At 70.5% G+C, this 11,787-nt stretch carries 11 protein-coding genes and 1 pseudogene; 8 read left to right on the top strand and 4 right to left on the bottom strand.

What is annotated here, in order from left to right:
* Positions 1–326, top strand: a 326-nt coding sequence (locus tag Q0R13_RS22560) for an Hpt domain-containing protein (RefSeq protein ID WP_293908277.1), incomplete at its 5' end; no start/stop codon positions are given.
* Positions 327–435: 109 nt separating this feature from the next.
* On the opposite strand, the gene Q0R13_RS22555 is transcribed toward Q0R13_RS22560, so the two are convergent.
* The 3 genes from Q0R13_RS22555 to gcvA form a co-directional block, all read right to left on the bottom strand.
* On the bottom strand, positions 436–1,014 hold the full coding sequence (locus Q0R13_RS22555) for a hypothetical protein (protein ID WP_293908274.1): 579 nt from the start codon (positions 1,012–1,014) through the stop codon (positions 436–438).
* Positions 1,011–4,013 (bottom strand): P-loop NTPase fold protein, encoded by a 3,003-nt coding sequence (locus Q0R13_RS22550; RefSeq protein WP_293908271.1) that lies wholly within the window; start codon positions 4,011–4,013, stop codon positions 1,011–1,013. Before Q0R13_RS22550 ends, Q0R13_RS22555 begins: the two co-directional genes overlap by 4 nt.
* A gap of 76 nt (positions 4,014–4,089) precedes the next feature.
* Entirely contained in the window at positions 4,090–5,046 is a 957-nt protein-coding gene (gene gcvA, locus Q0R13_RS22545) for a transcriptional regulator GcvA (protein WP_293908268.1), read from the bottom strand.
* 176 nt (positions 5,047–5,222) lie between these two features.
* Between gcvA and cobA the strand changes: the two are divergent.
* The 6 genes and pseudogenes from cobA to Q0R13_RS22515 form a co-directional block, all read left to right on the top strand.
* A pseudogene (cobA, locus tag Q0R13_RS22540) lies at positions 5,223–6,038 on the top strand (uroporphyrinogen-III C-methyltransferase); the annotation flags it as partial.
* Between the two features lie 188 nt (positions 6,039–6,226).
* Positions 6,227–6,589: a DUF2849 domain-containing protein gene (locus Q0R13_RS22535; protein ID WP_293908266.1), complete on the top strand. Its 363-nt coding sequence runs from the start codon at positions 6,227–6,229 to the stop codon at positions 6,587–6,589.
* 7 nt (positions 6,590–6,596) lie between these two features.
* Positions 6,597–8,252 (top strand): nitrite/sulfite reductase, encoded by a 1,656-nt coding sequence (locus Q0R13_RS22530; RefSeq protein WP_293908264.1) that lies wholly within the window; start codon positions 6,597–6,599, stop codon positions 8,250–8,252.
* The gene (locus Q0R13_RS22525) at positions 8,236–8,751 is read left to right on the top strand and encodes a DUF934 domain-containing protein (protein WP_293908262.1); all 516 of its coding nucleotides are present in this window, start codon (positions 8,236–8,238) and stop codon (positions 8,749–8,751) included. The genes Q0R13_RS22530 and Q0R13_RS22525 overlap by 17 nt, the downstream gene beginning before the upstream one ends.
* Positions 8,748–9,494, top strand: a complete 747-nt coding sequence (locus Q0R13_RS22520; RefSeq protein WP_293908260.1) for a phosphoadenylyl-sulfate reductase — start codon at positions 8,748–8,750, stop codon at positions 9,492–9,494. Before Q0R13_RS22525 ends, Q0R13_RS22520 begins: the two co-directional genes overlap by 4 nt.
* A gap of 9 nt (positions 9,495–9,503) precedes the next feature.
* On the top strand, positions 9,504–10,337 hold the full coding sequence (locus Q0R13_RS22515) for a ferredoxin--NADP reductase (protein ID WP_293908258.1): 834 nt from the start codon (positions 9,504–9,506) through the stop codon (positions 10,335–10,337).
* Positions 10,338–10,524: 187 nt separating this feature from the next.
* On the opposite strand, the gene Q0R13_RS22510 is transcribed toward Q0R13_RS22515, so the two are convergent.
* Entirely contained in the window at positions 10,525–11,004 is a 480-nt protein-coding gene (locus Q0R13_RS22510) for a 3D domain-containing protein (RefSeq protein WP_293908256.1), read from the bottom strand.
* 187 nt (positions 11,005–11,191) lie between these two features.
* Here Q0R13_RS22510 and Q0R13_RS22505 point away from each other — a divergent pair, with 187 nt between their 5' ends.
* Positions 11,192–11,773 (top strand): glutathione S-transferase family protein, encoded by a 582-nt coding sequence (locus Q0R13_RS22505; RefSeq protein WP_293908254.1) that lies wholly within the window; start codon positions 11,192–11,194, stop codon positions 11,771–11,773.
* The last annotated feature ends 14 nt before the right edge of the window (positions 11,774–11,787 follow it).

Raw genomic sequence — 11,787 nt, 5'->3', positions numbered from 1 at the left:
TGACCGACCGATCCGAAGGCGCGATGGACTTCGCCTATCTTGAGGACTTCGCGGCCGGCGACATGGGCGTGATCGCCGAGGTCCTGGCCATGTTCCGCGAGCAGGCCGACGGCTGGCTTGCGACGCTGGACGACCCCGGCGACGGCTGGCGCGACCTGGCCCACCTGATCAAGGGCTCCGCGCGCGGGCTCGGCGCCAAGGCGCTGGGCGACCTCGCCGACCGGGCCGAGCGGGGCGACGCGGCCATGGCGCCGCAGGTGCGGGCCGCGCTGGTCGAAACGCTGGCGGCGATCGAGGGTTATCTCACCCGGATCGGCCGCCGCTAGAGCCTTTCTGATTCAAGTGGCCTCGCTTGAACCAGATAAAAAGGCTCTAACTCTTTGAATTAGAGCGCGTCGGGCGGCGAAACCGGGATCCACTTTCGCCTGACGCGCTCTAGCGCAGGACCTCGTCGGTATAGGTCTCCACCACCAGGCTGAAGGCGCGGCCGTCCGGCGTGGCCAGGGTGGCGCGATGTTGCAGCACCTCGGACGGAGACCCGGACAACGCCTGGGCGGACAGGGTGTGGCGCTGGAAGCCGAGCGGCCCCACCACAACGCCGAACGGCGTCTGGGTGGTGTCCAGAGCGGCGTTCATCTGCGGCGTCAGGCGGTCCGGCAGGTACCAGTTGTCGGCGCGGGAGAAGACGGCCTCGCCGCACAGCAGCTCCACCCGCCGATGCCGCACCGGCGTGTCCGGGCCCACACCGAGGTCGCGGCGGGCGGCGGCGGTCGCGGCGGGCGCCTCGTCGCTGGCCACCTGCCGCGCCCGGATGCGCGTCCCGGGGGGTCCGCGCCGGTCGCACAGCGTCTGCAGCACGGCCGTCGCGCTGTCGTGGCTCAGCAGGTCCGCGTTCAGCCGCTGCAGCCGGACCGCCGCGCCGGGGGGCGGATCCGGCGGCGGCGCGGCCTGCGACGCGCCCGTCGCCGCGAGCGTGAGGGCGACACCCGCAGCGGCCAGGCCGACGCGGCTCAAGCCGCCGGCCCCTGGACACCCGCGCCCCGATCGGCGACCGGCGGGTCGGCGAGGCGCGACGGCCGCCCGTGCGGCGGGGTGATCGCCAGGAGTTCGACGACGGCCGCCGTGTCGAGCCGGGGTCCGGGCCGGTCGTCTGCCCCGGTGATCAGGGCCGTCAGCGCCTTGTCGGCCAGTATCCGCCGCACTTCCTTGAGCGTCGCGGCGTAGGACCCCGGCAGGCGGGCCTCGCTCAACGCCCGCAACGCCACGGCGGGGGCCTCGGCGGCCAGCACGTCGGCCACCTCGGGGCAGGCCACTAGCAGCCGCCAGGTCATCGGCCACTCCGTCATGATCACCACCCACAGCGCCAGCTGGAACCAGCGGTCGCCGGCCGTGGAGAAGGTCGGGTGCTGCAGGGCGACCGCGTGATAGAGCGCGACCCCGTTCAGGATCCGCTTGATCTGCCGTGGGTTGGGCGGCAGCCAGGGCGCCAGGGGTTGCAGCCGCTTGGCGGTCTCGGCCTCCACCTCGGGCGCGGCGGCGGCGTGGATGGCCAGCTCCTCGTTGATGATCTGGGCGATCTCGCGCTGGACGGCGACCTCGGCGCTGGCCTGTGCCGGCGAGTCCGAGGTGTGCACGACGCCCTTGATCAGGTCGCGGGCCTCGGCGGCGTAGGCCTTGGCCTCGGCCCAGTTCTCGCGCGCCTGGCTGCGCAGGCCGGCGGCGTCGAAGGCCGCCCCGCCACGCGCCGCGGCCTGTTCCCGGACCTTCTCCCGCAACTTGACCGCGGCCGGGTTGACCGTCGACGGCGCGCCGCGCCGCTCCAGCAGGCCGCGGACGTAGTCGCTCTGGTTCGCGGCGCCCATGCCCGGCAGCAGGAACGACATCTGGATCGCCTTCTCGACGAACCGTGCGCCCAGGGACTGCTCGACGCCGCCGCCCACCTTGGCCATGTCGGCATTGCGCGCCTCGAAGGCCCGCTCGATCCAGTCGCGGTCGCCCAGGATCAGGAACACCACGCGCGGGCTGCGCAGGATGGTCTGCATGCCGCGCACCAGGTCGACGATGGTCTCGGGCCGGCAGCGATCCAGATCGTCGACGACCACCAGCACCGGCCGCCTGATCCGCGCCATGGTGTGCTGGAAGTGCCTCCGGAACCGCTCGAACGGGTCGCTGTGTCCCAGGCCCAGCCGCTCGGCCAGGGGATCGACCCCGGGGGCCAGGGACTCGAAGAACAGCGACAGCGCGCCGCCGATCAACGGCAGCGACGCCAGGGCCAGCATCACCAGCCCCGCGCCGGTCTTCGGATCGAAATAGGCCTTCAGGTCGCCGGGCTTGCCGCCGACCTCGATCACGCCCCACCGCGACAGCAGCAGAACGACCAGGCCGCCCAGGATGAAGACAATCGTCGGCCAGAGCAGCTTCGGCGTGATCAGCCGCCACGCGAACTCCCGCGCCCACAGCCACGACCAGCGACCGTAGCGCGCCAGGACGTGCGGGCGCGCGTGGCCACCCTGGCGGGCGAGCGAGGCGGGCCGGTCGCCTTCGGTGCGGATCGCCTTGAAGCTGGCCTCGTGCATCACCTGGTAGAACGCCCACCAGGGCGGGGTGCAGTGCTCCATCTGCCAGGCGTTGAACGGAACGACGATCCAGGGCCGGCAAACGTCGTCGGGCAGCGCGCTCGGCGCGGCGTCCTGCGGCGGCGGATCCTGGGCGAAGGTGGCCGACAAGTTTACGCCATCGCCGTAGCGCTGCGTCAGGAAGCTGGCCGGCCGTCGGCCGAAGCCATAGGGGTTGAGGGCGCGGGCCACGAAATTGGCGAAGGTGGTCTTGCCGCCGCCCCAGGGCGCGTCGAGATGGACCACGAAGCTGGCCCGCGAGTCGCGGCGCTGCCGATCCCCGCCGACATTAAGGTTGCGCCAGATGGTGTGCAACCGCCGCGCCACCATCACCGCCAGCCCGGCGCGGCCCAGTGCGTCGTTGTCCAGCTCGGCGTCGTCGTCGAAGAAGTCGAGATCGGGGCGCGGGGCGGCGGCGGGCGGCGAGGGCGCCCGGTTCGCAGCGGGGCTGCCCGGATTCGGCTCGACGCCGCCGGCCGGCTCGGACGAGCCGCCGCTTGAGTGAGCGGCTTTCGCCTTCCGGGCCGGCGCGGCCTTTCTGGCGGCCTTTGCGGGCGCCGCCGGCTTCGCAGCGGTCTTGGGCGCCGGGGCGGGCTCGGGCGGAAAATGCAGGTCGAAGTCGCCGGTCAGTTCGACGTGGACGTTCTGTGAGGTCTTGTGCGGAGCGGTGAGGGTGCTAAGGCGCGGTTCGAGCTCGGCCTGCAGCCTGCCGAGGTTGAGCGGCGAGGCGGTCCGCGGCGCCTGAACGACCGCCATCAGGGCCTGGGAGAAATAGCTCGGCGGGTCGTTTGGGCCGTCCTCGCGGTCCGGCATCGCGCCGGCGAGGAACACGCCGCGCCGCAGCGGCAACGTGCGGGGCTGCGGCGCGAGCTGAGACGGCGCCGCGAAGGGGCTGAGCTCGCGCCGGGTCAGGAAGGCGTCGACGAACAGGACCTGCCGCTCGGCGTTGCAGGAGTCGAGGACCCGGATGACCTCGCGCCACGGGATCACGCCGACCCGGGAACTGAGACCGACGTCGTCGGCGAACAGCAGCGCTTCGCGATTGGAACTCAGGCCGGTGTGGCCGCAGAAATACAGCAGGGCGATGTTGTCGCGACGGCGCGCGGCGCGGGCCACCCAGGCCTCGAACGCCGCGGCCATCATCGAGGCGGTCACCTCCTGGCCCGTGGCCGGGGTCTGTCCCAGGCCCGTGGGCGAGCCGGACAGGACCAGGTCCAGCGTGGCCAACGGGGCGGCCGGGTTGGAGAACCCATCCGTCAGCCAGTTGGAGAACGCCAGGGCCGACCCGACCGAATAGTTGGCGACATTGTCGAACAGGTTGGGATAGGCGCCGAGGCCCATCACCAGGGCGTGGGTCTGGGCCCCGTCCTCGTCGCTGCGATCGACGATCAGTGTCATGCAGCCGCCCCATGCGCCTCAGCCCGGCCGCCAGCTTAGCGCGCCGTCCGAGCGATCAGCTACCAGCCTTTGCGCCTCAGATGCCGGCGCCGTTGTCGATGGCGCGCAGGGCCTCCTCGTGCGCCAGGGCCTCGGCCTCGATCCAGCCGATGAACGCCTTCACCTGCGGCAGGCGGCCCTTGGCCTTGGGGTGGACGAGGTAGTAGGCGAAATCCACCGCCGTCTCGATCTGCAGTGGGGCCACCAGGCGGCCGGCCTCGAGGTCGGCGAGGGCCAGGGTGCGCTTGGCCAGGGCGACGCCGCGGCCGTTGGCGGCGGCCTCGATCACCAGGCTGGACTGGTTGAAGCGCGGGCCCCGGTGGCCGTCGATGCCGCGCAGGCCGCGCGCCGCCAGCCACATGGGCCAGTCCGGACAGCTGTCGTCGATCTCCGGCGAGCCGTCGTGCAGCAGGATGTGGCTGGCCAGGTCCTCAGGCGTCGCCAGCGGCTGTTCGGCCAGCAGGGCCGGGCTCAGCACCGGCAGCACCATCTCGCTGACCAGGCGCTTCACTTCCAGGCCCGGATAGCGGCCGGCGCCGTAGCGGATGGCCAGGTCGACCTCGCCCGCGGACAGGTCGACCAGCTCCATGCCGGCCGAGAGCCAGACGTCGACCTGCGGATGCAGCCGCTCGAACGCGCCCAGGCGCGGCACCAGCCACTTGGCGGCGAACGAGGGCGGGGCGGTGATGGTCAGGCGGCGGCCATCGACCGCCGCGGTCAACAGGCTGGCTGCCTCGGCCAGCCGGTCGAAGGCCTCGCGGAGCGCGGGGAGGGCCGTCTGGGCCGCGTCGGTCAGCAGCAGGCCCTTGGGCGTGCGCTTGAAGAGGGCGGCGCCGACATAGTCCTCGAGGTTCTGGATCTGCTGGCTGACCGCGCCCGGGGTGACCGAGAGTTCGTCGGCGGCGCGGCTGAAGTTCAGGTGACGCGCGGCCGCCTCGAACGCCCGCAGGGCGTTGAGCGGCGGCAGCCGGCGTCGCTGTTGGTTACGATCCATCGAGAATTCCTGACAGCCCCGGCAGAAGTCCTTGGGTTGCGAATTGGGCGCCCACCGCCCTTATTGCAAGCGTCCGCCGGTGTATCGGCCCTTTTCACCCGTGGGCGGTCGACGGGGCGGGCGCAGGCCCGTCCCGTCGTGATTCCGGGGCCACAGTGTCGTTAGAGAAGCTAATCATGAGCCAGAGCGGCGAAAGAGGGAAGCGGACCGATCGCCTGGTTGTGCTGGGCGGCCGCGGCGACGCGCGCGGCCCGGGTCAGGTGTGGCTGGTGGGCGCCGGACCGGGCGACCCCGAACTGCTGACCATCAAGGCGCTGAAGGCGCTGCAGGCCGCCCAGGTGGTGGTTCACGACGGCCTGGTCTCCGACGAGATCCTGGACCTGGCGCCGGCCGGCGCGCGCCGGATCAGCGTCGCCAAGCGCAAGTCGCGCCACTCCTACAGTCAGGACGAGATCAACCGCATGCTGGTGGCCTTCGCCCTGGAAGGCCTGAACGTCGTGCGCCTGAAGGGCGGCGACCCGTTCATCTTCGGCCGCGGCGGCGAGGAGCTGGAAGCCTGCCGCGAGGCCGGTGTCGACTGTGTGATCGTGCCGGGCGTCACCGCCGCCCTGGCCGCGGGCGCCAGCGCCGGCGCGCCGCTGACCCCCCGGGGCCTGGCCCAGGCGGTGACCTTCGTCACCGGCCATGCGGCGCGGGTCGGCGAGGACGGAGCCGGCGAGCCCGACCTGGACTGGGACAGCCTGGCCCGGCCCAACCAGACCGTGGTGATCTACATGGGCGTCTCCATGGCCACGCCGATTGCCGCGCGACTGATCGCGGCCGGCCGCGCGGGCTCGACGCCGGCCCTGATCGTCGAGAACGCCAGCCGCGCCGACGAGGGCCGCGTCGTCACCACCCTGGCCGGCCTGCCGCAGGCTGCCGCCGCGATCACGGGGCCAGCCCTGCTGATCGTCGGCGAGGCCATGGCCCTGGCGCAAGCCCTTCCTCTCCTGCAAAGCGGGAGAGAGGGACCATCAGCCGAAGAGCCGATGGTGAGGAGGGCAAGCCTCAAGCTCAGCGGCACGACCGGCCGCGCCACGATTCAGCAGGTGGGGCTCTCCCTCTCCAGCCCTCGCTCTACGCTGCGCTCGCCGAGCGGTCCCCCTCTCCCGCTGCGCGGGAAAGGAAAGGGCGCGGCGCGATGAAAGCTCTCACCGCCAACCGCCTGACCGACGGCGAGGTCGTGTTCTGGAAGGCCGGCCATTGGGTCGAGCGGTTCGCCAATGCGCAGCTGTGGACCGATGACGATCCGGCCGCCATCGAGACCGAGGGCCAGGGCAAGGCCCAGGCCACCGTGGTGATCGACGTCTACCTGATCGACCTGGTGGAATCCGAGGGCCTGTGGGCGCCGCTCAGCTACCGCGAGCGGATCCGTGCGCTGGGCCCCACCAACCATCCCCACCACGGCAAGCAGGCCGAGGGCGGGGCGGTGATCGAGGCGTTGCAGCACGCCCACGGCGCGGCCCGTTCCACCGGGCGCGTCAACCTGATCAAGCGGAAATAGCGGGCCGATGTACCAGTACGATACCCTCGACAGACAGATGCTCGCCGACCGGTCCGCCGAGTTCCGGTCCCAGGTGGCGCGCCGCCTGTCCGGCGAGATCACCGAAGACCAGTTCAAGTCGCTGCGGCTGATGAACGGCCTCTATCTGCAGCTGCACGCCTACATGCTGCGGGTGGCCATTCCGTACGGCTCGCTGAACCCCACCCAGCTGCGCAAGCTGGCCTGGATCGGGCGCACCTACGACAAGGGCTACGGCCACTTCACCACGCGCACCAACCTGCAGTTCCACTGGATCAAGCTGCGCGACACGCCCGACATCCTGGACCATCTGGCCAGCGTCGACATGCATGCCATCCAGACCAGCGGCAACTGCATCCGCAACGTCACCGCCGACCCCTATGCGGGGGCCACCGCCGAGGAGGTGGACGATCCGCGGGTGTGGGCCGAGGCGCTGCGCCAATGGTCGACCTTCCACCCGGAGTTCTCGTTCCTGCCGCGCAAGTTCAAGTTCGCGGTCACCGCCTCGCCGAAGGACCGTACGGCGGCCCGGGTCCACGACATCGGCCTGGTGCTGAAGCGGGCCCGCGACGGCGCCCTGGGCTTCGAGGTGATCGTCGGCGGCGGCATGGGACGCACGCCCTACGTCGGCCCGACCATCCGCGAGTTCCTGCCGGTCAACCGGCTGATGTCCTACGTCGAGGCGATCCTGCGAGTCTACAACCGCCACGGCCGCCGCGACAACCTCTACAAGGCCCGGATCAAGATCCTGGTCGCCGCGCTCGGCAAGGACGAATTCGCCCGTCAGGTCGAGGCCGAGTGGGCCAAGATCGGCGACAGCGTCGACCTGCCCGACACCGAGCTGGCCCGCATCCGCGGCGCCTTCGCTCGTACCGGCTTCGAGACCCTGCCGCCGGTCTCCGACGCGTTCGAAACCGCCAAGGCCGCGACGCCAGCCTTCGCCCGCTTCGCACGCAACAACCTGAAGCCGCACAAGAAGCTTGGCTACACGATCGTCGAGATCAGCCTGAAGGGCATCGGCGACACCCCGGGCGACGCCACCTCCGAGCAGATGGAGGTCGTGGCCGACCTCGCCGAACGCTATGGGCAGGGCGATATCCGCGTCACGCACGAACAGAACCTGGTCCTGCCCCACGTGAAGCTGGACGACGCGCGGGCGGTCTGGGCGGCGCTGGCCGAGGCCGGAATCGCCACGCCCAACATCAACCTGGTCAGCGACATCATCGCCTGTCCGGGCCTGGACTACTGCGCGCTGGCCAATGCGCGGGCGATCCCGATCGCCCAGCACATCGCCGAGAAGTTCCGCGACCAGGACCGCGCCGAGAGGATCGGCGAGCTGAAGATCAAGATCAGCGGCTGCATCAACGCCTGCGGCCACCACCACGTCGGCCACATCGGCATCCTGGGCGTCGATAAGAAGGGCGAGGAGTTCTACCAGCTCACCCTGGGCGGCTCCGGGGCCGAGGATGCCTCGGTCGGCGCGATGCTGGGTCCGGCGCTGCCGTACGACCGGGTCGCCGATGCGGTGGACACCCTGGTCGAGGTTTATCTGCGCGAGCGCCAGGACGGCGAGCGCTTCCTCGACACCTTCCGCCGCACCGGCGTCGCGCCCTTCAAGGAGGCGGTCTATGCCGAAGCTCATTGAGCTGAAGGACGGCGTCGCCAAGGGCGTCGAGGACCCGTTCACCAACCTGGCGGACGACCAGGACCTGGCCGAAGGCGACGTGATCGTCTCCCTGGCCCGCTTCCAGGCTGACGGCGAGCGCCTGCTCTCCGAGGGCCGCCGGGTCGGCGTGCGCCTGCAGGCCGGCGAGCAGGTCGAGGCGCTGGTCTATGACCTGCCGCGCCTGGCGGTGGTGGCGCTGGAGTTCCCGAAGTACCGGGACGGCCGCGCCTACACCAACGGCCGGCTGCTGCGCGACCGCTTCCACTTCAGGGGCGAGGTCCGCGCGGTCGGCGAGGTGCTGCGCGAGCAGGCCGGCTTCATGGTCCGAGTGGGCTTCAACACCTTCGAACCTGCGGACGACGCCAGCGCCAACGAGTGGCAGGCCGCCGTCCATCGCTACCGGCACGTCTATCAGCGCGCCGCCGACGGCCGCATCCCCGTTTTCGGGGAACGGGCCTTCGCGGAGCGGGGAGCATGAGCTTGGCCTACGACGCTTTCGATCACACGACCGCGCTGGCGCTGCGCCTGGACGCCGAGCTGCGCCGCGCCCACCCGCGCACCATCCTGGAGGCCGCCGTCGAGACCTTCGGCGACCGGCTGGCCCTGGTCTCGTCGTTTGGCGCGGAGTCGGCCGTGCTGCTGGACATCGCCGCCAAGGTGAAGCCGGACCTGCCGATCCTGTTCCTCGACACCGGCATGCTGTTCGGCCAGACCCTGGACTATCGCCGCCAGCTGGCTGAGTGGCTGGGCCTGACCGACGTGCGCGACCTACGCCCGCAATACCAGGACCTGGCGGTCGGCGACCCGCAGGCCAAGCTGTGGCAGACCGACACCGACGCTTGCTGCAACATTCGCAAGGTGCTGCCGCTGGACCGCGCCCTGGGCGGGTTCGACGCCTGGATCACCGGCCGCAAGCGCTTCCACGGCGGCGACCGCCTCAGCCTGCCGGTGGTCGAACAGGCCGGGGCGCAGATCAAGTTCAACCCCCTGGCCAACTGGGGCAAGGACGACCTCGACGCCTATGTCGCCGAGCACGACCTGCCGGCCCATCCGCTGGTCGCCCAGGGCTTCCCCTCGATCGGCTGCTGGCCCTGCACCCAGCCGGCGCAGGAGGGTGAGGACGTGCGCGCCGGGCGCTGGAAGGGGCTGGACAAGACCGAGTGCGGTATCCATGTGGCGCGTGCGCCGGGGGCTGCGAACAACGTCGGCGGCGATATCTAGGTTTTCAGGATGAATGACGTGAGCGTGGTCCAGCCGGCCCTGAAGGCGCCAGTGTCCCTGAAGGCGTCCGGCGCCTTCTTCGTCGAGACGGTGACCTGGGTCCATCACTGGACCGACACCCTGTTCTCGTTCCGCACCACCCGGGACCCGGCGCTCCGCTTCTCCAGCGGCCAGTTCGTGATGGTCGGTCTGGCGAAGGAGGACGGCAAGCCCCTGGTCCGCGCCTATTCCATCGCCTCGCCCTCGTGGCACGAGGAGCTGGAGTTCTATTCGATCAAGGTGCCCGACGGTCCGCTGACCTCGCGCCTGCAGCACCTCAAGGTCGGCGACGAGGTGCTGATCGGCCGCAAGCCCACCGGCACCCTGGTGCTGGACGGCCTGAAGCCCGGCAAGCGGCTCTACATGCTGGGCACCGGCACGGGCCTGGCCCCCTGGCTCAGCCTGGCGCGCGACCCGGAGGTCTACGACCGGTTCGAGACGGTGGTGGTCACCCACACCGTGCGCGAGGTCGGCGACCTGAACTACGCCGCGCTATTCGAGCACGACCTGGCCGCCGACGAGATCCTGGGCGAGATGATCGGCGACAAGCTGAAATACTATCCGACCGTCACCCGCGAGGACTTCCGCACCAAGGGTCGGATCACCGATCTGATCGCCTCCGGCCAGATGTTCCGCGACCTGGGCCTGCCGCCGTTCAACCCGGCGGAGGACCGCATCATGCTGTGCGGCGGCCCCTCGGTGCTGGTCGACCTGAAGCAGCAGCTGCTCGACCTGGGCTACGTCGAAGGCTCGCTCGCGGCCCCGGGCGACTTCGTGCTCGAACGGGCGTTCGTCGAGACCTGAGCGGGGGCGAACCTCCAACCCAACAAGCTCGTCATCCCCGGCCCTGTGCCGGGGATCCATGGTTTAGCCACCGTCACGCCCAGTGGCGGGCCGCGCTGCGCGGCCCGCACCCACGGCAGCGCCGCCGAGCGATGGGTCCCGCGGACAAGCCGCGGGATGACGAAAAGAGGGACAGGCGAACTGCCGCCTAGTTCGGCGGGCAACCCTCGAACTTGCCCACCTTCACGGCGGTGAGCTTGCCGAGGTTCAGCGCCTGCATGGGCTTCATGGAGGCGGCGCCGTGACCCGTGTAGAGGTCGATGCGCTGGCCCTTGATGCCGCTGCCGATGTCGGTGGCGTACCAGTAGCCGTCGTGGGTGGCGCCGTTGGGCATCTTCAGGCCCACGGTCTCCTTGATGAAGATCACCGTGCGGCGCGGAATGATCGACTTGTCGACGGCGATCGTGCGCATCGGCACGACCTTGCAGCCCAGGCTGTCCAGGGCGCCCACGCCCTTGGCCCCAGCGTGATACAGCGTGGCCTTCACATTGAAGACACCCGTGCCGGGAAGCGCGCCCGAGATCACCGACGAAATCAGGTCGCCAACGGGATCGGTCGTCGCGGCTTGCGCGTTAGAGGCGGCGGCCAGAGCGGAGAGCACTGCCAGGGCGGCGAGGCGGCGTCGCATGGACGGCGTCCTCCTTCGTCGTTTCTACTGGTCGCCGGAGTCCTAACGGCTGAGCTGCCCTGGGGCAACCCCGGATGAGCGCGGCAATCTGGGCTGTGAGCGGCGCTAACAGCGCCCGTTAGACGCCGTCACTTGATCTCAAAGAATTTTCGCCCCAAAGCCAAGCTTCCAGTGTGAGGGCGTGGCCATGAAAATCTATGGGGATAGCAAGTCCGGCAACTGCCTGAAGGTGAAATGGACAGCCGATCTCCTGGGCCTCGCCTACGCGTGGATCGAGACCGACATCATGCAGGGACAGTCCCGTACGCCAGAATATCTGGCGCTGAATCCGGCGGGCCAGGTCCCCACGGTGATCCTCGACGACGGCCGCCCGCTGTCGCAGTCCAACGCCATCATCCTGCACTTGTCGGAAGGCTCGGACCTGATTCCGGCCGACCCCTACGAGCGGGCGCGTATGCTGGAATGGATGTTCTGGGAGCAGTACAGCCACGAGCCCTGCATCGCCGTCGCCCGCTTCCAGGTGCGCTACCTGGGCAAGCCGGTCGCCGAGCTTGAGCCGCGGCTGGTCGAGCGCGGCGGCGCGGCGCTGCAGCGGATGGAGCAAGGGCTGGCGGCCTCGCCGTTCCTGGTCGGCGACCGGGTCAGCCTGGCAGATGTGGCGCTGGTCGCCTACACGCGCGTCTGCCACGAGGGCGGCTTCCGCCTCGATCTCTATCCGCAGGTGCAGGCCTGGGTGGGCCGCGTGGAGGCGGCGCTCGGCATCGCCTGACCGGCTTGCCATCG

Source organism: Phenylobacterium sp. (genome assembly GCF_025351295.1).
GTDB lineage: Bacteria > Pseudomonadota > Alphaproteobacteria > Caulobacterales > Caulobacteraceae > Phenylobacterium.
Note: the sequence above shows the minus strand (reverse complement) of the source record. Positions and strands in the feature narration are given on the sequence as shown.

Bases quoted from the DNA above. Each gene is read 5' to 3' on its own strand.
- Q0R13_RS22550 (WP_293908271.1), bottom strand. From the start codon at position 4,013: ATGACACTGATCGTCGATCGCAGCGACGAGGACGGGGCCCAGACCCAC.
- gcvA (WP_293908268.1), bottom strand. From the start codon at position 5,046: ATGGATCGTAACCAACAGCGACGCCGGCTGCCGCCGCTCAACGCCCTG.
- Q0R13_RS22535 (WP_293908266.1), top strand. From the start codon at position 6,227: ATGAAAGCTCTCACCGCCAACCGCCTGACCGACGGCGAGGTCGTGTTC.
- Q0R13_RS22530 (WP_293908264.1), top strand. From the start codon at position 6,597: ATGTACCAGTACGATACCCTCGACAGACAGATGCTCGCCGACCGGTCC.
- Q0R13_RS22525 (WP_293908262.1), top strand. From the start codon at position 8,236: ATGCCGAAGCTCATTGAGCTGAAGGACGGCGTCGCCAAGGGCGTCGAG.
- Q0R13_RS22520 (WP_293908260.1), top strand. From the start codon at position 8,748: ATGAGCTTGGCCTACGACGCTTTCGATCACACGACCGCGCTGGCGCTG.
- Q0R13_RS22515 (WP_293908258.1), top strand. From the start codon at position 9,504: ATGAATGACGTGAGCGTGGTCCAGCCGGCCCTGAAGGCGCCAGTGTCC.
- Q0R13_RS22510 (WP_293908256.1), bottom strand. From the start codon at position 11,004: ATGCGACGCCGCCTCGCCGCCCTGGCAGTGCTCTCCGCTCTGGCCGCC.
- Q0R13_RS22505 (WP_293908254.1), top strand. From the start codon at position 11,192: ATGAAAATCTATGGGGATAGCAAGTCCGGCAACTGCCTGAAGGTGAAA.